The following is a 25,709-nucleotide window of genomic DNA, read 5'->3' on the forward strand; positions in this document are numbered from 1 at the left end:
CTTTGGTAATAATACAAAATGGAGGTGGACTTTATGAGTTTGAGAAAACTATTTAAAAAGAATGATAACAATGATAACGGAATAGAAAAAAAAGGACTTCAAAGAATATTAGACAAAGAAGGCTTTTATATTATTATGTTTTTATGTGTTTGTATAGTTGGGACTATGGCGGTATGGGTAGCTAAGTCTAATATAGATAGGCTAGCGGAGGAAGAGGTACCAGAAAACCCAGAAATGAACATAGTTCAATCAGAGATGCCGGATATTACGCAGAACGATACGGAAAATCAAACATCAGATATCATCATTATAGATGATGACTATGACAAACTTGATATTCCTGATGACCTAGGTGTGTTAAATGGAGAAGAGGAAAAAAATAAAGTTGCTGAGGAAAGCATACTAGAGGAAAAACCGGATTCAAGCGAGAGCCTTGAAAATAAAAAGGGAAAAGTTTTAGTTACGAAGCCCGATGTAGACACTGAGAATATGATTACGGAAGCTTCAGCAAACCAAGAGGAAGCTACTACGGCTTTAAATGATAAATCTATGGCTATGATGTGGCCTACACAAGGCAAGCTTGGAATGGAATATGCTGTTGAAACCTTAACATTCTCTAAAACTCTTGAACATTTTACTACCCATCATGGAATCGATATTATGGCAGAAAAGAATACACCAGTAAAAGCTGCTTTATCAGGTGAGATAATTGAGGTACTAACGGATTCTAGATTAGGGATAACTATATCCATAAAACACTCGGAGAATTTGGTAACAAGATATAGTAATCTGTGTACTGATTTGATGGTGAAAATTGGAGATAAAGTTAGCCAAGGTCAAACGATAAGCGGAGTAGGAACTTCATCGATATTTGAATCAGCCGATGATCCGCATCTTCACTTTGAGGTATTGTTAAATGGAGAAAGTGTTAATCCTATGGATTATTTAGTAAAAGAATGATATGGATTAAATAAATATGATAGGAGACTACTACCCCTTTTAGGGTACTAGTTTATAGATAGCTGGGTCAGATTTTTTAGAGTTTTTTACCTCTAGGAAATTTGACCCGGTTTTATTATAGAAAGGTGTGAACCCAGAGCCCTATTTGTAGTTTTTTGCTGTTAGCTACCATCTATTAGCTAAACTAAAAAATATTTTAGACAAGGTATTAAATCCTTATGAAATTCTAAAATTTCTAACTATGAGTTTATAACCTTGGCCAAATGCAATTACTAATAAGTTTATTGTTCTATATAGTCATTTTACTGCATATTATGTAACAAACTATTTTTTAGAGGGGGTACATCAGTGAAGGACTATATTGAGGAAAGGGCTGTTGAAATAGCTGAGCATATTATCAGCAAACAAACTACAGTTAGACAAACAGCTAAGGTCTTTGGAGTAAGCAAAAGCACAGTACACAAGGATGTCACCGAACGACTCCCCAAGATAAACCCTCTTTTGGCTAGTAAGGTAAAAAGAATCCTTGAGAAAAATAAAGCTGAAAGACATATTAGAGGTGGAAAAGCAACTAAAATGAAATACAGTGGCAGTATAGCAAAATAGTATAAATCAACGATAAGACAAGAACAGGGTTTATCCCTGTTTTATTATATAGGGTTCATGTAGTATAACTTAATTTATACTTGTACAAATACTCAGCGTTTCTGGGAGTTTTGGATATATATAAATTAAACCCGGATTAAAGTCTCTACTTGAATCCCTATAGTACATAGGAAATTATAAACTTCTAAAATTATAGATAAATATAATTTCCGTTATGTATTTAGGCAAAGCTAACTTTGAAAATCTTTATCAAAGACTTTGCTATTATAGGCCATTTTTAAAAGTAAAACCTCACAAAACGGAAAGGGATTAATGCCCTTTCTATTTTGTTTTTTGAAAGAGATATAGGTGCAAAAAATAATAGCTAAATTAATTCAATAAATTGAAAAAACATAGAGGATTTTACAAAAAAATATAGAATCATACTTTTATAGATATAATTTTACATTTTTTATGGTTTTGAATAAATTTAATAATATAAATTCATATAGATTTATTGATAGTGGGTTAATGATATATTTAATAACTTAAGATGACCTAGTGGAAAAACTAAGATTGAAGAATACCAAGTATAAGAGGATTTCAGAAGGAAAGGTGTGAGATAATGTTTGGAACCGAGATCGGTATTGATTTAGGAACAGCAAGTGTATTAGTTTATATCAAAGGTAAGGGTATAGTTCTTCAGGAACCCTCAGTGGTTGCTATAGATAGAAATACTAATGAAATCCTTGCAGTGGGATCAGATGCAAGACAAATGCTAGGAAGAACACCTGGAAATATTGTCGCTATTAGACCTCTAAGGGACGGAGTTATTTCAGATTATGAGGTTACTGAAAGAATGCTTAGATACTTTATACAAAAAACCTGTGGCAGAAAGTTTTTCATTAAGCCTAAGATTATAGTTTGTGTTCCAAGTGGAGTTACAGAAGTTGAAAAAAGAGCTGTTATAGATGCTACCACTGAAGCTGGTGGAGGAAAAACCTATTTGATTGAGGAGCCTATAGCAGCAGCTGTAGGTGCGGGACTTGACATTACTAAGCCCGATGGCAATATGGTACTAGATATTGGAGGCGGAACTGCTGATATAGCGGTAATATCCTTGGGTGGTATAGTAGTTAGTGAGTCGATAAAGGTAGCTGGTGACAAGTTTGATGAAGCTATTATTAAATATATGAGGAAAACTAAAAATATTCTTATAGGAGAAAGAACTGCCGAAGATTTGAAAATGAATATCGGTACAGCATATCCAAAGACTGCACCAGTAAAAATGGACTGCAGAGGTAGAGATTTAATTACTGGGCTTCCGAGAACTGTAACGGTTAATACTGAAGATATGCTTGAAGCTCTTCATGAGCCTGTGGGTGCTATAGCAGATGCAGTTCACTCTGTACTTGAAAGAACGCCTCCGGAATTGGGTGCTGATATCAGTACAAGAGGGATAGTGATGACCGGGGGAGGAGCTCTATTAAACGGACTTAATAAGCTTATTGAGCATAGAACTGGTATCCCAACATATATAGCAGAAAATCCAGTTTCTTGTGTAGCGGCTGGAACGGGAATGTCCTTAAACCATCTTGATGTACTCGAAAAAAGTATGATGACAAATAGAAGAAAATCAAGAAGATAGATAGAAAAAGCTGCTAATTTATATTAGTAGCTTTTATGCATAATTATAATATAGAGTATGGCTTTAGGGCTTTTAAGATTATATTATAGTAGTGAACTTTTCTAGAGGGAATTATGCAATTTATTCACTTAAAATATTTAACAAAAGTTAAAGAAACTAACCTAATCAGCCGATAAATTATCTAGGAGTATTATGCCCTAGTTATAATATATGGATAGAGATATTGTAGTAGGGGCAGAAGGAGGCGTAAGCATGTTTCGTGGACTATATATGTCATCATCATCTCTTATAACAAATAATAATAAAATAGATGTAGTAAGTAACAACATAGCAAATGCTAACACAACAGGATTTAAGAAAGACTTGGTTCTTATAGAATCATTTGAAGATACACTAATCAATAAAATGAATGGAAATATTACTGCTAAAAACCTACGAGAAATAAATCAGATGGATGTAAAACAAGAGGAAGACTATATAGAAGTAAGCTCAGATACTGGTTATATAAGGGTGAAAACACCTTCTGGAATAAGCTTTAATAATAAAGCGAGATTTACTGTAGGCAAAGATGGTTTTCTAAGAACTTTTTATAAGGATAAAGAAGGAAGCATAAACAGTGATTATGGATATGAGATCTTAGGGAATAATGGAAGCATTTATGTTGGAGATGGAGAATTAAATATAGACGAAGGTGGAAGAGTTTTTGTAGATGGAGAACTAGTTGATAGTTTGATAACATTTACATATCCATCAGTAATTGGAACAATGAACTCAGGTGTTAAGCTTGAGAGAATAGAAACAAATTTTGGACAGGGTCAGATACAACGAACTGAAAATCCACTAGATTTTGCTATAAAAGGAGATGGCTTTTTTCAAGTTGAAACTGAAGAAGGTACTAGATATACTAGAGCCGGATCCTTTAAGATAAATGAGAATAGAGAATTAGTTACTTCGGAAGGTCATAAAGTTCAGGGACTATATGGCAATATTATATTAGACCCAGAGCTAATTACTACAGAAGGAAGAGGACAGCAGAATGTATATGGAGAGACTGTAGTAAATAGCGATAGTATAGCAGTTACACCTCAAGGTGAGATCATAGTTGATGGTGAAAAAGTAGACGAGCTAAGAATTGTTAGTATAACCAATGTTAGAGATCTAAGGAAAACTGAAAATGGACTATACAAGGTAGAAGACGGAATAGAACTAGAAACCGAAGAATTTAACGGTCAAGTACTTCAAGGCCGACTGGAAGGATCTAATGTAGATATAATAAAAGAAATGGTAGAAATGATGACTCTTTACAGAGGATATGAATCTAGCCAAAAGATGATAAAGGCTTATGATGAAACTACAGCAAAAGCGGTAAATGATATAGGAAAAATTTAATTTTATTATAGGTTAAGAGATTAGCATGATGTTAAAACAAGGAGGAATTTATAATGCGTGCACTTTGGACGGCTGCATCTGGAATGAAGGCTCAACAGCTTAATATTGATACTATTTCAAATAACCTTGCAAATGTAAGTACTAGTGGATTTAAAAAGCAAAGAATCGAATTTAAGGATCTTATGTATGAAAAATTGAGAACAACAGATTTTAATGAAGGAGAAGGTAAGCCTGTGAATCTTGAAGTAGGTCATGGTGTAATGCCTTCTGCTACGGTAAGATCGTTTATTTCGGGAAGTTTTGAACAAACAAATAATGAATTGGATCTTGCGATAGATGGAGACGGATTTTTTGCTGTAAGAGATGGTGATGACAATCTATTTTATACAAAGGATGGAAGTTTCAAGTTGAGCATAGATAATGGCGATGCTAGAATAACAACTTCCGATGGATATTTTCTTCAATCAGACTCAGGCGATGTAGAGCTTGGCGAAGACATATCAGAAATTACTATAGGGACAGATGGCTCAGTGTATGTAAAGAGAAGTGACAGCGATGAAGTAGAAGATATTGGAATTCAACTGATGGTAGTGAAATTTCCTAATCCAGCAGGACTTGAAAGTATAGGGAAGAACCTATTCAAGGAGACAACTGCTTCTGGAGAGTATGTAGAATCTTTTGAAGGTGATGGTGGAGAAATTCTTCAAGGTTTTCTTGAAACATCAAATGTACAGATCGTAGAAGAAATGATAAAGTTGATTACAGCTCAGAGAGCCTATGAAATCAACTCAAAATCCATCCAAACTTCGGATGAGATGTTACAAATGGCGAATAATTTAAGAAGGTAAGGTAGCTCATAGCTGGCAACAGTCAGCAGTTAGCTAAAGGAGGTACTCCAATGAGAATAAATAATAACTTACTGGAATATAATTTAAATAATGCTAAACAAGTATCTAATGAACAAAAAACAGATGACTTCAAGGATATCCTAGAGTCAGCAAAGGCTTCTAATGATGATGAAAGGCTAGAGGCTACTTGTAAGCAATTTGAATCCATATTTTTAAGTATGCTAATGAAAAATATGAGGAAGACAGTAGTCGACGGTGGATTAATTGAAAAAAGCCATGCTAGGGAAATGTTTGAAGGTATGCTTGATGAAGAGATAGCAAAAGAATCATCTAAAGAACATGGCATAGGACTAGCAAAGCTAATGTATGAGCAGTTATCAAAAGGTATGGATAGTAAGGGTTAATTTTCGGTAAAATATAAATGGGGGCTGTCTCATAAAGGATTCTTATGAGCTCAGCCCCGAGTGTTGTAGAAATTCGCTATTCTGAGACACCCGCTTAACTGTGTATTATAGAAAAGGAGTGACGCAAGTGTTAAATAATATTGAAATACAAAATATCATACCCCACAGGTACCCTTTCTTGCTTGTGGATAAAATCATAGAAATGGAACCAGGAAAAAAAGCAGTGGGAATAAAAAATGTGACTATTAATGAGCCTTTCTTCCAAGGTCATTTCCCAGGATCTCCAATAATGCCAGGAGTACTTCAGTTAGAGGCATTGGCTCAAGTGGGAGCTGTATCAGTTCTATCCATGGAAGAGTTTAAGGGAAAATTAGCACTGTTCACTGGCATAGATAATGTAAAGTTCAGAAGACAAGTTATACCTGGAGATACATTGAGACTTGAGGTTGAGATGGTTAGCCTTAGAAGAGGCATGGGTAAGGGTGAAGCCGTAGCCTATGTAGGTGATGAAGTAGCGTGTAAGGCTACGATAAAGTTTGCTGTTGTGGATAAGTAAGAAAGTATCTAAATAAGAATTAATGAAGAAGTATTAAATAATAGAGAGACTATGGAGTAATTCCAGAGTCTCATTATTTTTTACCCAGAATTATTATATGTAAAAGCCTATATGCTCATTTGTTTTCTAATCACTTCACATAAACTATAGTGGCTGCAATTATGAGTCATTTGTCGATACTTTGTGGTCGGAAGGCTAGTCCAGACTTCCATGAATGACATGTCTTTTAAATTACCTAAGCTATATTCAGGAAGGGCTGAACATATGTATACATCCCCGTTTGGAGAAATATATGCAGTCTGATATCCGGCACCGCAATTCATATGTCTACTATATCTTAATTTGTTTTTATCAGGTTCACTTTGTAATATATCTTCTAGTTTTACGATAATATTATATTTCTTACCCAAAGCCTTTAGTTTTACATCTATATTATCTTCTGGTTGAAATCCTAAAATATCTTGATTTTCGGGTAGAGATGCACGACCACTATCTTTTATGGTAGTTATTTTAATATGTTTAACCCCAGCTAACTCTAAATCATTAAATAGCTCATCTAATTCTTCGTCACTACCCTTGCATAGAGTTAATCTTGCCATTGGATTCGCGCCAACATCTGAAAGTAATATTGCTCCTTCCATTGTTTGTCTGTATGAACCACTTCCAGCAATTTCATCATGAACTTTCTGTGCTCCTTGAAAGCTTACTCTAATTTCAGACAAATTAAGGCCTACTAATTTGTTGGCAATTTCCTGTGTTATAGTTTGTCCGTTAGTAGTCAATAATACATTTAGGCCAATATTCCTTGCATGCTCTAGAATTAAAAATATATCTGGATGACATAGAGGTTCTCCTCCGGCTATTGAAAGTTCCAATACACCAATTTTAGCAAATTCATCAATGATACTAATAATCTTACTAGTAGTCATCTCACCTGTTGTGTCTACATTTGGTGATGAGTTTGTCATACAATGGCGGCACTCAAGATTACAAAGATATGTGGGATCAAGATATACTCTAAGTGGAGCTAGTGGATTGAATGTTGGCAAACTAGCTATCTCGTCATTATTGCTAATTTTACCATGATGAGATCCGTGCAATATAGCTCTACTTTTACGATCGTAATATACATCGCCTTCCATTGTACTTCGGTGGATCCATCGGGCTTTTGTAAAGTTATCCATAAAATCCTCCTCGATAAGTTTATAAACAATATTTTATAAATAGATATGACCTAAATATTTGAATATGACTAAAATAATAAAAATCTGTACGATCAAAATTATTTAATATAGGCCTTGTTGGAAAATATTCAAAATATTACCATGGAATATTAATATTAACTTAGGAGTAGTATTAAATAGAGTATTATATATGATAAACGATGTTATAAGATTTTTTGTTGTAAAAGTTGTTATGAAGAAGTCACAGATTATAATCTAAAGAAAGGTGAGACGACATGATAGATATTCACTGCCATATACTTCCTTTTATGGATGATGGACCAAGGAGTGTAAATGAGGCCTTGGAAATGGCGAAGGTAGCATATGAAGATGGGATAAGGAAGATCGTTGCAACTCCTCATTATATTGAAAATGGTATGGTCACATCAAGAGATAAAGTAATGAAGAGTATACAAGAGTTTAACTATATTTTACAAGAAAATAGTGTGGATATTGAAATACTTCCTGGTCATGAAGTTTATTTTACGTGGAAAATCCCCTTATATGTAAAAAAAGAAGAAGTTTGTACTTTGAATAATACACAATACTTTCTAATGGAATTTCCATTGTCAAATATGCCGAAGCAAGCTAATGAGATAATATTTAGGTTAAAGCTTATGGGGAAGACACCTATTTTAGCCCACCCTGAAAGATATAAAGAAGTACAAGAGAACCCCAATATCTTAATAGAGTATATTAATATGGGGGTATTATGTCAAGTAACCAGCGGGAGTATTACAGGAAGATTTGGAAAAAAAGCAATGGAAACGGTGAGGACCTTAATAAAGAATAATATGGCACACTTTGTTGCTAGTGACGGTCACTCTTCAAGAGTTAGAGCGCCAAGACTAAAAAGTACTTATAGGAAATCTATAGAAGTATTTGGTGAAGAAAAAGCTGAAAAGTTATTCAAGATTAATCCACAAAAGGTGATAAAAGGTGAAGAAATAAATATTGAAGAGCCTATAATGTTGAACAAGAAGAATATAGTCGAAAGCTTTTCTTATATCTTTAGAGTGAATAATAAAAGGGCTGAGTGACAATGGAAATCACAAAAATATCAAGAGCGAAGAGGGCGTTCGATAATGAAGGTCTTATTTTTTTATTAAATTAGTAGCTTTAAGAAAATGTAAAATACAGTCTAAGCGAAAAGTAAATTCGGGGATTTTGTTGTTAATTTGTGGAAAATGTTTCTTGAAAATAGCAATAAATACAAATACTATAGAAGTGATAGGAATTATTACATAACCTAAAATAAATTTAACATTTGAGGAAATTGCATAATTGTAGCTTAACAAAATAGCATAGTATAGACTTATAAATATTTACAACACATGTGGTGGTAAATTTTTTTAGATAAAGACTATGCAATTTGCTCACTAAACAGAAGGGACGGAAGATCTATGGAGAAGAGAGGATACGAGATGGACCTGCGACAATGTTTCAAAATAATACGAAAACGAATTTGGATTATTGCTCTTGTAACAATCATATCTGTAGCAGTAGGTGCTATACTAAGTTACTTCGTACTACAACCTGAGTATGAAACCTATACTACATTAATTGTAAACAAGCCTAATTCCCATGAACCTGTAATCCAATATTCTGATGTGCTGCTGAGTCAAAAACTTGTAAAGACATATGGTGAAATAATAAAGAGTAGAAAAATTTCAAAGAAAGTAATAGAAAATCTCAGTTTAAATATAACATCACAACAATTAGCACAAAAAATAACCGTTACTCCTGTAAAGGATACAGAGATAGTTCAGATAAAGGTGACGGATACAAATCCTAAAACAGCTAAAGAGATAGCAAATGAGTTAGCAGATGTTTTTATAAATGATGTAAAGGAAATTATGAAGCTAGATAATGTTGACGTCATTGACATGGCGGAAGTTCCGACATCACCTGTTAAACCTAGGCCCAAAATGAATATAATAATAGCAGGTTTTTTAGGAATAATGACTGGATTAGGAATTGTTTTCTTGTTAGAATATTTAGACAATACAATAAAGAGTCCAGAGGATATAGAGAGATATCTAGATTTGAATGTTATCGGAACAATACCATATATAGATAAGAAGAAGATTAAAAAGGCTGAAAAGAAGTTGAAGGTATAGATTGGAGTGGAAGATATGAATTTGAATCGATTGATATCATTAAATAATTCAAAATCCCCAATATGGGAGGCATATAGAGTACTAAGAACCAATATCGAATTTTCAATTTTTGATAGAAATATAAAGGTGATATTAATAACGAGTGCTGCTCCTGAGGAAGGAAAGAGCACAACAGTATCAAATCTTGCAATAACTATGGCTCAGGCGGACAAAAGAATCTTACTAATTGATGCTGATCTTAGAAAGCCTAAACTACATAATACATTTGGACTTAGCAACATAAGTGGCCTTACTACGTCGTTAGTTATGAATGAGAAGCTTGAGCATGTGACTAAAAAGAATGTAGTACCTGGGTTGGACATAATAACATCAGGACCAAAACCTCCAAACCCATCAGAAATTTTGGCATCGAAGGCAATGAAAGAACTAATAGAACAGACTAGAGAAAGTTACGATAAGGTTTTATTAGATTCACCACCTATAGGTATGGTTACTGATCCAGCTGTGCTATCAGCCATAGCAGACGGAACTATACTGGTTATAGATTCTGGAAAAACGCATATAGAAAACGCACAAAAAGCAAAGAACCTATTAGAAAAAGTTAATGCTAATATATTAGGTGTAGTGTTAAACAAAATTCCAGTAAGTACAAAAAACTACTACAATTATTATTGTCAAAGTGACTATGAAGAAGTTAATGGTTAGTTAAGAAGATAGTGATAGTTATAGAGTTAATAAAGTCTATGTGTGGATGGTACCATTGATTTCTTAGATGATAATCAAACAATTACATCGATGTATTATATTGTATATGGACTTTAAAAAAAATAATATAAAAGCAATATAGTAGCTGTCTTATAAAAGTATCTCATGAGTTCAGCCACGGGATGTTTCAGAATGAATTTTAAACAATACAAAAATTCATCATTCTGAGACATCCCTATTTTTATGTGAAGATATAGTAATACACGATATGAATATTTATACCAGAGATAAGCAACTTCAAGGTCTAATAAATTTCCATGAAAAAATGTAGATGCAGTCATTATTTCGGTTATAAATTTATTTTAATCAGCATATGATTATATATATTATTTATACCAATATAAAAAATTAATGAAAAGTACGTTTTGAATTAGTATTATTAGTCAAAAATAAACTTAGATAGAAAATATTTCATACATCGTAGAGCGCAAATTTTTTTTAGGAGTTAAATGGGACCTAAGAACTAATTAAATTATAAAAATAGGTATTATGGACTAAGACGTTAAGATGTTGAGACTGATTACACTACAGCTAAAATTTTTAGGGGGATTGTTTGATGCTTATAGAGTCTTCTTCAGAAAAAAACTTATTGAGAAACAAGTTGAATTTAGATATTTCAAGAAGAAAGCTAATGCTGGTAGCATTAGATGTCGCACTTATAAATATTGCAGCTATACTGGCAATTTTTTTGAAATTTGATCTTCGCATACCGACTGAGTATTTTCTGATATATAGAAGATATGGCTTTATTAGTCTACTTGCCATGCTAATAGTTTATCGTATGTTTAATTTGTATAAAATCCTATGGAAATATGCAAGTATAGAGGAGCTAGTAACTTTGTCACTAGCTGCAATCACAGGAACTTCAATATTGAATGTTCTATATTATTTTTTAAAGGTGAACCTGCCACAAAGCTTTTATATTATCTTCGCAATTCTCAATATAACATTCGTTGGAGGAATTAGATTTTTATATGGAGCTTTAAATGAGATAAGAAGTTACTATATTGGAAACTGCACGGCTAAAAAAAGGGCGCTCATCATAGGTGGAGGAAAGGCCGGATCAATGGTAATAAAGGAAATGAGAAACTCTAGGCAAACAAGCTCTTATCCAGTAGGTGTAATAGATGATGATATATCAAAGCATACAAGGAGAATTAATGGAGTTCCTATTTTAGGGACAAGGCTTAATATAAAAAAAATAGTAGAGAAAAAGAAAATAGATGAAATTATTATAGCAATTCCATCTGCCAGTAAAAAAGACTTAAAAGACATAGTAGATATTTGCAAAGAAACGAAGTGTAAGCTAAGAACATTGCCTGGTGTTTATGAACTTATAGATGGCAAGGTTGATATAAAGAGAATAAGAGACGTTAATATGGAAGATCTTTTGGGGAGAGAGCCCGTAAAGGTTGATCTAGATGAGATATGCGGGTACATAGAGAACCAAGTGATTTTAGTAACTGGTGGTGGTGGGTCTATAGGGTCAGAACTATGTAGACAAATATCTAAATTTAAGCCCAAAAAGTTATTGATATTGGATATATACGAGAACAATGCTTATATATTACAAAATGAACTTAAGAGAAAATATGAGGATTTAGATTTAGAAGTTTTTATCGCATCAATAAGAGATAAGAAGAGAATGGAACAAATATTTAGTAGATATAGACCTAATATTGTTTTTCATGCTGCAGCTCATAAGCATGTACCTCTAATGGAGGCTAATCCAACAGAAGCAATAAAGAACAATGTATTTGGAACTTTAAACGTGGCAGAAATGGCAGATGCATACGGTGTAAAGAGATTTGTTCTAATATCTACAGATAAGGCAGTAAATCCAACTAATGTAATGGGAGCTACTAAGAGAATATCCGAAATAATAGTCCAGGCTATGGATAGGAAAAGTAAAACAGAGTATGTAGCAGTAAGATTTGGAAATGTACTGGGCAGTAATGGTAGTGTGCTCCAGATATTTAAAAGACAAATATCTGAAGGGGGCCCCGTAACCGTAACTGATCCAGAGGTCATAAGACACTTTATGACTATAGGCGAAGCAGTACAGTTAGTGCTTGAGGCTGGAGCCATGGCAAAAGGGGGAGAGATATTCCTACTTGATATGGGTGAACCAATTAAAATCCTAGATTTAGCGAGAAATCTTATAAGATTATCGGGTTTCGAACCAGATAAAGAGATAAAGATAGAGTTTATTGGTCTAAGAGCCGGGGAAAAGCTATACGAAGAGCTTCTCATGGATGAAGAAGGACGCAGAGAAACCAAGAATGAGAAGATATTCATAGGTAAACCTACATTTACTGATATAGAAGATTTAAGGAAAGAGCTTAAAATGTTTAGGTTAATATTGGCAATGGAAGATGAACTACTTATAAGAACGGTAATCAAAAAGCTTGTTCCTACCTTCAGAAAAGTATGTTAGCGGTTGGATATAAGATTTATAGAAGAAAATAAAGAAATTGATTAATTAACTTTGAGGATTGAGTAAATTGCATAATTCTAACTTGGCAGAATTGCATAATAAATATGGTATAGCTCTAAGGCTTTTAAGACTATATATAGTAGTAAGTTTTTTAAGATGGTAATTATGCAATTTGCTCGATTAATAGAATCTCTATAGTTATAGGGGGACAAATATGGAAGTGAACTTATCAAGACCAGATATAGGTAAAAGAGAAATAAAACTGGTTAGTGAAGTCCTAAAATCAGGTTGGCTGAGTATAGGATCAAAAATAGAAGAATTTGAAGGAAAATTTAGAGACTACTTCGATGTCAAACATGCTATTGGAGTAAATAGTGGAACCAGTGGATTACACTTATTAGTCAAAGCTTTAGATATAAATGAAGGTGATGAGGTCATAACAACGCCATTTAGTTTTGTTGCATCAACAAATTGCTTTTTATTGGAGCAAGCTAAACCTGTATTCGTTGATATAGATCCTAAAACCTTCAATATTGATATAGATAAAATCGAAGCGAAAATAACTGAAAAGACAAAGGCGATATTACCAGTAGATATATTTGGACAGCCAGTAAATATAGAACGAATAAAAAAGATAGCTGATAAATATAATCTAAGTGTTATTGAAGATTCCTGTGAAGCTATAGGGTCAGAATATAATGGCATAAAAGCAGGAACCTTAGCTGATGGAGCGGTATTTGCCTTTTATCCAAATAAACAGATAACTACTGGTGAAGGCGGCATGATTATTACTAATGATGATAAAGTGGCCAAGCTCTGCAGAAGCTATAGAAGTCAAGGGAGAGCCGTGACTGGGTTTTGGCTTCATCATGAAAGAATAGGATATAACTATAGGTTGAGTGAAATACATGCAGCTATTGGTATAGCGCAGATGGAAAGGCTAGATGAGATACTCCAGAAAAGGCAATTGGTTGCAGATATGTACACTCAGAGATTAGAGCACGTTGATGGGATAACTATACCATATATACATCCAAAGGTTACTAGAATGAGTTGGTTTGTATATGTTATTCAAGTGGACAGGGATATAGATAGAAATAAAGTCATGTATCATCTAAAGGAAAATGGTGTGGGGTGTAGACCATATTTTACTCCACTACATATACAGCCATATATAAGAGAGAAGTTTGGATTCCAAGAAGAGGATTTTCCTATTGCTGCTGATATTGGACGGAGAAGTATAGCACTTCCATTTTATAACAGACTTACAGAGGGTGAAATTAATTACACGGTAAAGAAAATAAGTGAGGCAATAAAGCTACAAAGATAATAATTTTTGTTTGAAAGTGTAGAAATCTGCATTAGAAACAGTGAAAAAAGAAATATTTATTTTTCAAAACAAAATGTATATAAATATAACCTTTAGCATAATAATGAAAAGTAATATATGGGGGATAAGGATAATTTAAAAATAAGGAGAAAAGACTATTTTTCCTATTAATTCTATAATTGGTTATTTGAAAAAAAGTATAGGGGTAGAGACTCATGGAGGAGGACAATTAGGATGGAAAATAGTGAATTTATTAATGTGGAGAACTATTTTTATGAAATGGCTGTATCTCTAGATGAAAACCTAAGAGATAAGTATCAAAAGCAGAATATTCATGAAATGCTCAAGAGAATATTAGACATTCTTTTATCGATTATTGGCCTTGTTATAGGGATTCCAATAATAATAGTTTTTGGATTAGCAATAAAGCTAGAAACTCCTGGACCTACAATATATGCACAGGAAAGAGTAGGGAAAAACGGTAAACATTTTACAATATATAAACTTAGATCTATGTACTCCGATGCTGAAAAAAAAGGAGCAAAATGGGCAGCGAAAAATGATCCAAGAATAACTAGAATAGGGTCATTTATAAGGAAAACTAGAATTGATGAGATTCCACAGCTAATAAATATTTTAAAAGGAGATATGAGCATTGTTGGACCGAGGCCTGAAAGGCCACACTTCACAATTAAATTTAATGAGGAGAATCCACAGTTTATTAACAGGTTAGTAGTTAAACCTGGCCTAACAGGATGGGCTCAAATAAATGGTGGGTATGAAATGTCACCAAAAGAAAAATGGGAAGCAGATATGTATTATATAAAAAATAAAAATATTTTGCTAGATATATTAATAATTTTTAAAACCATAAGAGTAGTTCTTACTGGTGAAGGTGCAAGATGAACTATGTAAAGGAGGATGAAAAGTATGAATATGTATGAAAAGATCAAGAAGAAGCATGAAAAAATATCGATAGTAGGATTAGGCTATGTAGGGATGCCCTTAGCAATTGCTTTTGCTAAAAAAGCTGAGGTTATTGGTTTTGATATAAATGATCATAAGGTTCAGCAGTACAAAAAAGGCAATGATGTAACTAATGAAGTTGGAAATGAAGAGCTAAAAAGGACAACAGCTGTATTTACAGCCGATGAGAGAAGACTGAGAGAGGCAAAATTTCATATAATTGCAGTACCCACTCCTATAAATGAGGACAAGACACCTAACTTAGCTCCAGTAATAGGTGCGAGTAAAACAATTGGAAGAAACTTAACAAAGGACTCTATAGTAGTATATGAATCTACAGTATTTCCTGGAGTAACTGAAGAGATATGTGTACCTATATTAGAAGCAGAATCAGGCTTGAAGTACGGAGTAGATTTTAAAGTAGGATATTCTCCTGAAAGAATTAACCCAGGTGATAAAGTCAATAGACTGGAAACCATAATAAAAGTAGTTTCTGGTATGGATGAAGAATCATTAGAGATTATTGCAAGGGTTTATGAACTTGTCATTGAAGCAGGCGTATACAGAGCAGAAAGTATTAAAGTAGCGGAAGCTGCAAAGGTAATAGAAAACTCGCAAAGAGATATAAATATAGCTTTCATGAATGAATTATCAATTATTTTTAATAAGCTTGGTATTGATACGAAATCAGTACTTAAGGCATCGGGTACAAAGTGGAATTTTTTAAATTTTACACCTGGGCTAGTCGGTGGACATTGTATAGGTGTTGATCCCTACTATCTTACATATAAAGCTCAGCAGACAGGATATCATTCACAAATAATATTAGCTGGAAGAAAAATCAATGATAATATGGGAAAATATGTTGCAGAAAATACTGTGAAAAAACTTATTAAGGCAGGTAAGAAAATAAAAGACTCAATAGTAGTTGTCATGGGGATAACCTTCAAAGAGAATTGTCCAGATGTTAGAAATACAAAGGTTATTGATATGATTACAGAGCTTGAAGAATATGGTATAGATGTAAAGGTTATAGACCCAATTGCAGATGCTGATGAGGTTTGGGAAGAATATCGTATTAGATTACAAGGTTTTAAAGATATAAAGGATACAGATGCTGTAATTTTTGCAGTACCTCATGATGAGTTTAAATCACTATCACTTGAAGATATAAGAAGAATATTCTGGAATAATAAAACAGTTTTAATGAATGCAGAAGATGAAGTAGCGGCTACAATAGATATGAAATATGAAGAAAAGGAACTTGTACTAATTGATGTAAAGGGAATGTTTGATAGAAAAGAAGCAGAAGATATGAACTACCTATACTGGAGGTTATAGAAATGAGTAATAGAGAATATGATTTTCCTAAAGGTATAAAGTTTTTAGTTACAGGTGGAGCTGGTTTTATCGGCTCCAACATTGTAGAAAAGATATTAAGTTTAGGATATAAAGTTACAGTGTTAGACAATTTTTCAACCGGTAAAGAAGAAAATATCGAGGAATTCGTAGACAACCCCAGCTTCAGATTAATAAGAGGGGATATAAGGAATATAGAGGACTGTCAAAGGTCATGTGAAGGAATAGATTATGTATTACACCAGGCGGCATTAGGTTCGGTTCCAAGGTCTATAGATGATCCTAAAACCTCCAATGATGTAAATATAACAGGAACTCTAAATATGATGATAGCAGCTAGAGATAATAATGTTAAAAGATTCGTATATGCATCTTCATCAGCGGTATATGGAGATGAGCCTAATTTACCAAAGGTTGAAGAACGGGTAGGGAAGTTACTGTCACCCTATGCTATTACAAAAAAAGTTAACGAATTATATGCAAAGAACTTCAATGAATTATATGGATTGCCAACAATAGGTCTGAGATACTTCAATGTGTTCGGTAAAAGACAAGATCCAGATTCAGTATATGCAGCAGTTATTCCTATATTTGTGAAGAAGCTTTTAAATGATGAAGCGCCGGTGATATATGGAGATGGTATGCAGTCTAGGGATTTCACATATATAGATAATGTTGTAGATGCAAATCTTAAAGCTTGTCTAGTGAAGGAAGAAGCCTTTGGAGAAGCTTTTAACATTGCTTATGGTGGAAGGACCTATTTAAATGATTTATATGAAAAAATAGCACGATTATTAGGTAAGGATATAGTACCGATCTATGAAATACCTAGAAAAGGGGATATAAAACATTCAAATGCCAATATAAAAAAAGCTGTAGAATTGTTAGACTATGTTCCGAACTATGATATTAATCAAGGATTGGAAATGGCAATCGAATGGTACAAAAATGTTTTATAATTCATAGGCCTTAGAATAGAAAAAGAAGGGGATTTTATGAAACTACATTATCAAAGGGCAAGTTTTATAGGTTTGATTTTTCTTATTATAGGGATTAGTTCTTTCATTATTTATAAGACAAATAATGATATAGTCTCTAATATTAAACCCATTAATGAAAGGAATATTTCTGAATTTCATGATCGACTTATGCACCTTGCTGATTATGGAATAGAAGATATTAAGGAAATTATCCAGGTTGGAGATAATGGTGATTTTGACGAAGGAATACGAGAATTGGGAAATATCATATACGACTCGGAAAATAAAGAATATAAGCTTATTTATAGTGGATACAAGAAAGAATATGAAGGGAATAACGTTTATATAGGATATGCCCATTCATCCGATGGAAAGGAATGGATTAAAGAGGGAAAAATTCTAAATCGTGCTTCTGAGGACCCATATTTAATAAAAACGGGAAAAAGCTACTATCTTTTTGTTGAGGACAAAGAAGAAGTTCCTTTTCGTAATATAAGAAGATTTTCTTCGAAGGATTTTATTAAATGGAATGATGATGGAATTGTTCTAGAGACAGGGGATTCCTGTTCATGGGAAGATAAAGACGTTTCTAGCCCTGTTGTATGGATTGAAAATAATATGTGGTATATGTTATATGAAGGCAGAAGTGAAAAAAATCAAAAGGGTGCTATAGGATTGGCTGTATCAAAGGATGGTTTGAATTGGACTAAGAACTCTAAAAATCCAATACTAGTAGCTAACAATAAGAAGTTTTTTAAGGAAAAACATCCTCAAATAAAATGGGCTACACACCTTGTGCCCGATGACATTATTAAATTAGATGAAAACTATTATTTAACTGTTCATGCATATAATCCTAAAGATGGATGGCTACCCGGTTTGATTAATTCTAAGGATTTGACTGAATTCAACGATGCTTTAGATGGACCTATACCTAATTTAAGCAAGGTTAAAATTAAAAGTCCTATGTTTTTTCAGGGTACTTCCCAAATCAATATTATGACGGATACAGAAAAAGGCATATGCTGTTCATACCAGTCAGAGCACTAAAACTATAATGTATTCTATATAAGGTAAGGTGTAATATGATATCGATAGTAGATCATTTAACTAAAAATAAATATTTAGGTGGGTTGCTGATAGGTATCTCATGCTTTTTATTTTTCTTCGTGATTTTTTACCTAACAGAATTCAGGATAATTTATTTAGCAGTGCTAAGTATACTCTTTCTTTTATTGTTACTTTCAATTAAAAGAGATGTGACTATGTACTTGGTTTTTGTGTTATCTATTATTATAAATTTTTCTTACTATACTGTAAAAAAATTTGGTATACCTATAATTCCTTTTACAACTCTACTTGCGACTATTCCCTTAGCAAAGAAGCTAATGGTTAATATAAGTAGAAAGGAGAATATTATAGACCATAGAATCAGAAATATACTATTTCTAATAATAACTTTTAGTATAGTATATACTTCTATAGGATCAATTAATACTTATGTACCTATTTTAAAATCATATCCATATCATCTACTGACTGGATTGACTATATTATTGTATTTGACTCTATTTATAGATAATGATTATAAACTTAATAAAATTCTAGAAGTTATAGTATTAGGAGGTATTATTTTAGGTGTAACTAATATTGTAGATGCATATAAGTCGATCCATCTAACAGGGTTTAGGACAAGAGGATGGATAGGAGCTTCTAATGAAGCAGCTTTTATTATGAATCTATGTATATTTACAACTATATATCTAGAAAAGAGATTCCATTACTCAAGAAAGAAGCTCTTTCTTATCAGAATATTTTATTGTATTTCAATTTTACTAACTCTATCTAGAGGAGGAATTACTTTAGCTATTATATTACTAATATCAAACATTAAGTTTTCGAAGAAGCAAATTATTTTTTACTTGTTAACACTTATAATTGCCATTCAAGCATTTTATTTAATTAGTAATATACCGATTTTTTCTCGCCTAAATTTTGATAGATTATTTATGAAGGAATCTTCTTCAATAGTGGAATATTCCAATGGAAGATTGCCAGCTTTATTAGCATCTATAAGGATATTTCTAGAGAATCCTATTGTGGGAGTTGGTATAGGAAATAGTCTACTTGAGTCAGATAAATACTTAAATGGATTTACCTATGTTAGAGCTCATAATACATGGGGGCTAGTACTATCGGAGACAGGTTTTATACCATTCACTATACTCGTAACTACTTTTATTACGATATTAAGTACTATAAAAAGTTCCATATGTATAGAGTATAGAAAAATCTATAGATTATTTATCTACATTTTAATTTTTCAAACCTTTCTTTCACATAATGTATTATTTTATAGACAAACATGGTTGTTCTTAGGAATAGTACTTAGTGACATAAATATGATTAATAAAAACAGTTCTATAACTACAACTGTATAAAAAAAGGTGGCATATATGAATAAAACGAAGCAAAAAGCAGTTTTCATTATTATAGTGATTACTATGTCTATAAAAGTTACAGGATTTGTACGTCAATTACTTATTGCAAGTAAATTTGGAGCTAATGAAATAACTGATGCATATTTCTTAGCAGTATCAGTCCCATTGCTCATTTTTTCAGTATTAGGTACAAGTCTGAGAACAACCTTAGTTCCAATAATTTCTGATATTGATAGTAATGATAAACCAAAACTATTTGAAGCAATAAATACTGTTCTATCTTTTGTAACAATTATTTTAGTGATGTTGTTAGTGTTGGGAGTTATATTTACTCCACAAATTATAAGATTTTTGGCACCTGGTTTCGAAGGTAAAGTCTTCGACTTGTCAGTTAAGTGGACAAGGATATTCTTTCCTGTAATTTTATTCACTGGTGGAACCCATATAATGAAAGGCTTACTTAATTATCTAGGTGATTTTAAAACACCTCCTATTTCTCTTATTCCAACAAATATTATTGTAATTTTGTCTCTGTTGTTTTTTTCGAGCTTAACTGGAATAGTAATAGCAATATATGCAGAGGTATTAGGAGCTTTCGTAGGATTTATTATACAACTAATAAAATGTTATAAGAATGGATATAGATTTAAATTCATATTAGATGTAAAGAGTCCGTTTATTAAAAATATGATGATTTTAAGTGCACCTATTATGTTAGGAACTATGTTTTCACAGTTTAATGTTTCCTTAGATAAAATTTTTGGATCTATATTGTCTGAGGGAAGTATATCTGCTTTAACATATGCATATAAATTAAGGGCTATATCGATAATGGTCTTTATTACTGCAGTGTCAACGGTTATTTTTCCTGATTTATCTAGATATGCTTCTCAAAATAAAATGGATGAACTAAAAAAGTCATTTGTAAGAGCGATAGGAATTGTAACTGTAATAAGTGCATTCATAGCGGTGTATTTTCTTTTCTTTAGATTATATATAGTTAAGATTTTGTTTGAAAGAGGCTCTTTTACTGAAATGAATACTATAATCACTTCAAATGTTCTACTGTTTTATTCTATAGGTATAGTTGCTGAAGCACAAAAAGAAGTACTTAGCAAAGTATTTTTTGCTAAAAAAAATACAGTGATACCTACATTTATTGCACTATTTTCATTAATTACAAATTATATTCTCAATAGAGTCTTGATAAGATACTTTGATGTTGGAGGATTAGCACTTGCTACATCGATATCGATGATCTTAAATGCCACAGTGCTATACCTATTACTTTATAAGAATATAAAGGGATTTGATGTGAGATATATTATCAAGAATACATGTATAGCTACAACATATTCGGTTGTTAGCATAGCAACAGCATTTTATACTTTTAGGATAATCAACAGGATTTTAAATATAGATAAGTTTATATACTTATTTATCAATTTTTCAGTAAGTTCAGTATTAGCAGGAGGTATTTTCTTGATTATAAGTTATATTTTTAAGTTTGAGATAGTTACTGATATAAGTAATTCAGCTATTTCACGGTTTAAGGAGCGTTTAAGCTATTTCTAGTTCATATATTTGTTAACTCAATTTATAAAAGGAATCTAAGGTGAGGGTAAGATATGAAGATAAAAAATATTATCTTAAAAAAATTTCAAGAATACAGATTGAAAAAATTAAAAAATCAAGGGTTGAAGATAAGTGAAGATTGTAGAATTACAGGTAAAGTATCTTTTGGGAGCGAACCCTATTTAATAAAAATCGGAAAGCGAGTTACTATTACTGGGAGGGTACAGTTTATTACACATGATGGTGGAACTTGGGTTTTTAGAGAAAGAGAAGATTGTAAGAATATTAATAGATATGGACATATAGAAGTAATGGATAATTCTTTTATTGGATTTGGGTCTATAATTCTTCCGGGGGTTAAGATTGGTCCAAACTCAGTTGTTGCTGCCGGATCTATCGTTACAAAAGATGTACCTCCTAATACAGTAGTTGGTGGTAATCCAGCTGAGGTAATTACGGATATAGAAACATACATTGAAAAATGTAGGAAACATACTATTAATTTCCCCGAGAACTATCAATCAAAGAGGGAATTTTTAGAAAGAGTCTTCTGGAAAGAGGAATCAAAAATAGGTAATCAATATTAGTAAACCCAGTTAGGACCTTTACAGTACTGAAATTTCAAAGTGAAGAAAAAGTAGGAGAGTGAATTAATGAAAAATAAGTATAATGATATAGCCCTTGTCATATCTTCATTAGGCTCGGGGGGAGCTGAACGAGTGTTCTCAATAATGGCAAACTATTGGACTAAAAAGGATATGGATGTAACTATATATACGCTAAATAATTCAAATAGTTTCTATGAATTAGATCCTAAAGTCACAATAAAAAAATTAGATTTATATAAGAAATCTCCTAATAAGCTATTTGGAATAGTAAATAATTTGAGAAGAGTTAAGAAGATGAAAAAAGAGATTATACCTTGTCAGCACGATGTGATAATTTCTTGTGGAACCAAAACAAATATATTAGCCTTAATTGCAGCTATGTCAAGTAAGATACCTGTCATTGTTTCAGAAATAACCTATCCTAGTAGAGCTAATATAGGAGGTGAGCTCTGGAGTATTCTTAGAGATATTATGTATTTTAGAGCAAATAAGGTGGTTGCGCAAACGAAGGTCGGAAAAGAATGTTTTAATGAGAGTATTAAAAAGAAAACGGTAGTTATTCCTAATCCTGTAAATACTGAAGCAGCGAATAATTTAAATGAGAATGTATTAACCGGAACTAGTAAGACACTTCTAGCTATGGGTAGGCTTGGGCATGAAAAGGGATTTGACTTGTTGATAAGAGCCTTTGCACAAATAAAAGACAAAAATCCAGACTGGAAGTTAATAATCTGGGGTGAAGGCAAGGAAAGAAAGAACATAGAAAAAATTATATCTAATCTAAAGATGGAAGACAGAGTAATGTTGCCGGGAAAGACTAAAGAGCCTTTGGCAAAGATGGCTGAGGCAGACCTATTTGTTCTGTCATCACGCAGAGAAGGTTTTCCAAATGTATTATGTGAAGCTATGACCGTAGGAATGCCTGTTGTAGCTACGGATTGTTTATGTGGTCCAAGGGAGATCATTACTGATCAAGTGGATGGAGTTCTTATAGAACCAGAAAATATTGAGGAGCTAGCGGAAAGCATGCATGAATTGATGAATGATGAAAATAAGAGAAGGTATATTGGAGAAAATGCAAAGGAGAGCATTAAGAGGTTTGAAATTAATAATGTTATGGAAATGTGGAGTGAAGTTATAGAAAAAAGTAGCTAAAACAGGGAGTTGCCTTTAGTAATTCTCTGATACAAATAATGTTTTATAGGAAGTGGTAGTTTGTCAAAAAATATATTGATTTTATTTTCACACTTTATTCCTCGTATAGGAGGAGCAGAAAGACAATTAGAACGGGTAGCCTATGGGTTAATTAAAAATGGATATACTGTAGATGTAATCACAAGAAAGTATGAAAAGAGATTACAGAATAGAGAAAATATTAATGGAATAAATGTAATCAGAATACCTATACTCAAATTAAATCAATTATCTAAAAAATTAACCTTTACTATTTTTACATTAATCTTTTTAATGATTAAAGGGAGAAAGTATGACGTTATCATCGCTTCACAACTAGGAAGCTGTTCTTATATTGCCAGTATTTATAAAAGGTTTAGTAGAACTCCATTTATATCGAGAGTGGCTGGTTCAGAGGCCGAATTACTTTCAAAATCAGAAAGTGGAAGGAAAAAATTTAAAAAGGTAGCTAGTAATGTTGATTATATTGTTTCAATTAATAATAGAATTAATGGAGATTTAGGAAAATTTAACTTTCCTGAGAGGAGAATATTAAATATCACAAATGGAGTAAAACTTAGTAAACCTGTAAATATTTTAGACAATACAAGTATTATCTACTGTGGAAGAATTAAGGAAATTAAAGGGATAGATATATTACTTGAATCAATGAGAATACTTGAGTCTTTTAATCACGATATCCAATTAGTAATTGTTGGAGAGGGAAGTGATAAACAATATTTTCAAAAGAAATATTCGGATTTGAAAAACATAGAATGGGTGGGAAAAGTAAGTAATCCAGATTTATATTATAGAAAATCGAGGTTACTAGTATTACCTTCAAGATATGAAGGAGTTTCCAATACTTTGCTGGAGGCTATGGCATGTGGGTTACCTGTTATTGCAACAAAAGTTGGTGGAAATCCAGAGGTCATTAATGATGAAATAGATGGGGTCTTGATAGATAAGGAAGACCCTGAGAAGTTAGCAGATGCCATAATAAGCTTATATTATGATAGTGATAAATTAAACAAATTCCAAATAAATGGATTAAAGAAGATTAAAGAGTCATACTTGTTGGATAAGGCAGTAGGCAAGTATATTAAAGCTATAACATCAATTTGTTCTTAATTGATTGATTTCTTTATTCAGAATAAGAAGAGAATTACTATAACTTAGGGTGTTGGGAAAGTTTGGGAGGCATATATGGAAAAAAAGATTATTCATTTAATTACTGGATTATCTGATGGGGGAGCACAGAAAATGCTCTATACTCTACTGAAAAATATTGATAGAAAGAAATACAATTTAGAAGTTATATCAATGATGGATAAAGGGGTATATGGTGATAAAATAGAGAATCTAGGAATTAAGGTACACTGTCTAAATATGAAAAGAGGTAGGTTAAGCTTTAGTGCAATATTTAGATTGTGCAAACTTATTAAAAAGGCAGATATATTGCAGACATGGATGTATCATGCAAATTTTTTAGGATATATAGCAACTAGATTTGTGCACGTAAAAAAAGTTATATGGGGAATACGTCACAGTAATCTGGACAAAGACAAAAACAAAGCAATGACATTAAGAATAGTTAAATTGTGTGCTAAGCTATCACGAAGGATTGATTATATAATATGTTGTTCAGATAGTGCAGCAGATGTACATATTGGTTGCGGATATGATCACGACAGGATTATTACAATATATAATGGATTTGAACTAGATAGATTCAAGTATTATAAAGAGGCTAAAGGGCTACTTTTACAAGAACTAGATATTAAGGACAATCCCTTTATCATCTCTGTAGTAGGGCGATGGCATGTTTTAAAGGATCATAATAACTTTTTTAAAGCACTAGATCTAGTTAAACAGAAGAAAAATAATTGTATAGCTATATTATGTGGTGAAAATATCAATTATGATAACTCTGAGTTGGTAGATATAATATCCAAAGATGATTTAGGTGATAGGGTTAGATTATTGGGTAGAAGAGATGATGTTCATAGAATCATGTCAGCATCAGATCTATTAGTATTATCCTCAAGCGGTGAAGCCTTTCCAAATGTTGTTGGAGAAGCTATGGCCTGTGAGACAACATGTGTAGTAACAGATGTAGGGGACAGCGCTTCGATAGTTGGAGATACGGGCTTAGTTGTAGAAAAGCAAAATCATAAACAGCTAGCAGAAGCAATAATAAAAATCATGAATTTGAGTGAAGATGAACTAAATAAACTAGGGAAAAAATCTAGAGAAAGAATTATTAGTAATTTTGATATTACTAATATTGTAAAAGAGTATGAAGAGCTATATGTGTAACCCAAAATTACAAAATAAAAAGG

23 protein-coding genes are annotated in these 25,709 nt (G+C 32.4%); 22 read left to right on the plus strand and 1 reads right to left on the minus strand.

Translation table 11 applies throughout. From position 1 onward, the window contains the following. Positions 1-33: 33 nt before the first annotated feature. The 7 genes from R9X47_RS19035 (at position 34) to fabZ (ending at position 6,390) form a co-directional block, all read left to right on the plus strand. Complete coding sequence (locus R9X47_RS19035; protein ID WP_432662603.1) at positions 34-960, plus strand: peptidoglycan DD-metalloendopeptidase family protein; 927 nt, start codon at positions 34-36, stop codon at positions 958-960. 348 nt (positions 961-1,308) lie between these two features. Then, entirely contained in the window at positions 1,309-1,566 is a 258-nt protein-coding gene (spoIIID, locus tag R9X47_RS19040) for a sporulation transcriptional regulator SpoIIID (protein WP_432662604.1), read from the plus strand. Between the two features lie 604 nt (positions 1,567-2,170). Further along, entirely contained in the window at positions 2,171-3,193 is a 1,023-nt protein-coding gene (locus R9X47_RS19045) for a rod shape-determining protein (protein ID WP_432662605.1), read from the plus strand. 252 nt (positions 3,194-3,445) lie between these two features. Further along, on the plus strand, positions 3,446-4,582 hold the full coding sequence (locus R9X47_RS19050) for a flagellar hook-basal body protein (RefSeq protein WP_432662606.1): 1,137 nt from the start codon (positions 3,446-3,448) through the stop codon (positions 4,580-4,582). A 50-nt stretch (positions 4,583-4,632) separates the two neighbouring features. Further along, the gene (gene flgG, locus R9X47_RS19055) at positions 4,633-5,430 is read left to right on the plus strand and encodes a flagellar basal-body rod protein FlgG (RefSeq protein ID WP_432667665.1); all 798 of its coding nucleotides are present in this window, start codon (positions 4,633-4,635) and stop codon (positions 5,428-5,430) included. Positions 5,431-5,480: 50 nt separating this feature from the next. Next, positions 5,481-5,834 carry a rod-binding protein gene (locus tag R9X47_RS19060; protein WP_432662607.1) on the plus strand — a complete coding sequence of 118 codons (354 nt, stop codon included), beginning with the start codon at positions 5,481-5,483 and terminating at the stop codon, positions 5,832-5,834. Positions 5,835-5,961: 127 nt separating this feature from the next. Next, positions 5,962-6,390 carry a 3-hydroxyacyl-ACP dehydratase FabZ gene (gene fabZ, locus R9X47_RS19065; RefSeq protein ID WP_432662608.1) on the plus strand — a complete coding sequence of 143 codons (429 nt, stop codon included), beginning with the start codon at positions 5,962-5,964 and terminating at the stop codon, positions 6,388-6,390. Positions 6,391-6,497: 107 nt separating this feature from the next. Here fabZ and R9X47_RS19070 read toward each other — a convergent pair whose 3' ends face one another. Continuing rightward, positions 6,498-7,574: a radical SAM/SPASM domain-containing protein gene (locus tag R9X47_RS19070; RefSeq protein ID WP_432662609.1), complete on the minus strand. Its 1,077-nt coding sequence runs from the start codon at positions 7,572-7,574 to the stop codon at positions 6,498-6,500. 275 nt (positions 7,575-7,849) lie between these two features. On the opposite strand from R9X47_RS19070, the gene R9X47_RS19075 reads away from it, so the two are divergent. From R9X47_RS19075 to R9X47_RS19145, 15 genes are all read left to right on the plus strand, one after another. Further along, the gene (locus R9X47_RS19075; protein WP_432662610.1) at positions 7,850-8,653 is read left to right on the plus strand and encodes a tyrosine-protein phosphatase; all 804 of its coding nucleotides are present in this window, start codon (positions 7,850-7,852) and stop codon (positions 8,651-8,653) included. A 363-nt stretch (positions 8,654-9,016) separates the two neighbouring features. Beyond that, positions 9,017-9,733, plus strand: coding sequence for a YveK family protein (locus R9X47_RS19080; protein WP_432662611.1), 717 nt, complete (start codon positions 9,017-9,019; stop codon positions 9,731-9,733). 15 nt (positions 9,734-9,748) lie between these two features. Next, positions 9,749-10,438 (plus strand): CpsD/CapB family tyrosine-protein kinase, encoded by a 690-nt coding sequence (locus R9X47_RS19085; RefSeq protein ID WP_432662612.1) that lies wholly within the window; start codon positions 9,749-9,751, stop codon positions 10,436-10,438. A gap of 691 nt (positions 10,439-11,129) precedes the next feature. Then, the gene (locus tag R9X47_RS19090; RefSeq protein WP_432667666.1) at positions 11,130-12,935 is read left to right on the plus strand and encodes a polysaccharide biosynthesis protein; all 1,806 of its coding nucleotides are present in this window, start codon (positions 11,130-11,132) and stop codon (positions 12,933-12,935) included. 214 nt (positions 12,936-13,149) lie between these two features. Next, positions 13,150-14,265 carry a DegT/DnrJ/EryC1/StrS family aminotransferase gene (locus R9X47_RS19095; RefSeq protein WP_432662613.1) on the plus strand — a complete coding sequence of 372 codons (1,116 nt, stop codon included), beginning with the start codon at positions 13,150-13,152 and terminating at the stop codon, positions 14,263-14,265. 234 nt (positions 14,266-14,499) lie between these two features. Further along, the gene (locus R9X47_RS19100; RefSeq protein ID WP_432662614.1) at positions 14,500-15,171 is read left to right on the plus strand and encodes a sugar transferase; all 672 of its coding nucleotides are present in this window, start codon (positions 14,500-14,502) and stop codon (positions 15,169-15,171) included. Positions 15,172-15,195: 24 nt separating this feature from the next. Then, entirely contained in the window at positions 15,196-16,572 is a 1,377-nt protein-coding gene (locus R9X47_RS19105) for a nucleotide sugar dehydrogenase (RefSeq protein WP_432662615.1), read from the plus strand. 2 nt (positions 16,573-16,574) lie between these two features. Continuing rightward, a complete protein-coding gene (locus R9X47_RS19110; RefSeq protein ID WP_432662617.1) occupies positions 16,575-17,549 on the plus strand; it encodes an SDR family oxidoreductase in 975 nt (324 codons plus the stop codon). 36 nt (positions 17,550-17,585) lie between these two features. After that, positions 17,586-18,620, plus strand: a complete 1,035-nt coding sequence (locus tag R9X47_RS19115) for a family 43 glycosylhydrolase (RefSeq protein ID WP_432662618.1) — start codon at positions 17,586-17,588, stop codon at positions 18,618-18,620. A gap of 215 nt (positions 18,621-18,835) precedes the next feature. After that, positions 18,836-20,011: an O-antigen ligase family protein gene (locus tag R9X47_RS19120; RefSeq protein WP_432662619.1), complete on the plus strand. Its 1,176-nt coding sequence runs from the start codon at positions 18,836-18,838 to the stop codon at positions 20,009-20,011. Positions 20,012-20,026: 15 nt separating this feature from the next. Beyond that, entirely contained in the window at positions 20,027-21,586 is a 1,560-nt protein-coding gene (gene murJ / locus R9X47_RS19125; RefSeq protein WP_432662620.1) for a murein biosynthesis integral membrane protein MurJ, read from the plus strand. A gap of 53 nt (positions 21,587-21,639) precedes the next feature. After that, positions 21,640-22,173 (plus strand): acyltransferase, encoded by a 534-nt coding sequence (locus R9X47_RS19130; protein ID WP_432662621.1) that lies wholly within the window; start codon positions 21,640-21,642, stop codon positions 22,171-22,173. A 66-nt stretch (positions 22,174-22,239) separates the two neighbouring features. Next, positions 22,240-23,349: a glycosyltransferase family 4 protein gene (locus tag R9X47_RS19135; protein ID WP_432662623.1), complete on the plus strand. Its 1,110-nt coding sequence runs from the start codon at positions 22,240-22,242 to the stop codon at positions 23,347-23,349. Positions 23,350-23,409: 60 nt separating this feature from the next. Then, complete coding sequence (locus tag R9X47_RS19140) at positions 23,410-24,498, plus strand: glycosyltransferase family 4 protein (protein WP_432662624.1); 1,089 nt, start codon at positions 23,410-23,412, stop codon at positions 24,496-24,498. 75 nt (positions 24,499-24,573) lie between these two features. Further along, a complete protein-coding gene (locus R9X47_RS19145) occupies positions 24,574-25,686 on the plus strand; it encodes a glycosyltransferase family 4 protein (RefSeq protein WP_432662625.1) in 1,113 nt (370 codons plus the stop codon). Positions 25,687-25,709 lie beyond the last annotated feature (23 nt).

It is taken from the genome of Wukongibacter baidiensis (assembly GCF_050888315.1).
GTDB lineage: Bacteria > Bacillota > Clostridia > Peptostreptococcales > Caminicellaceae > Wukongibacter > Wukongibacter baidiensis.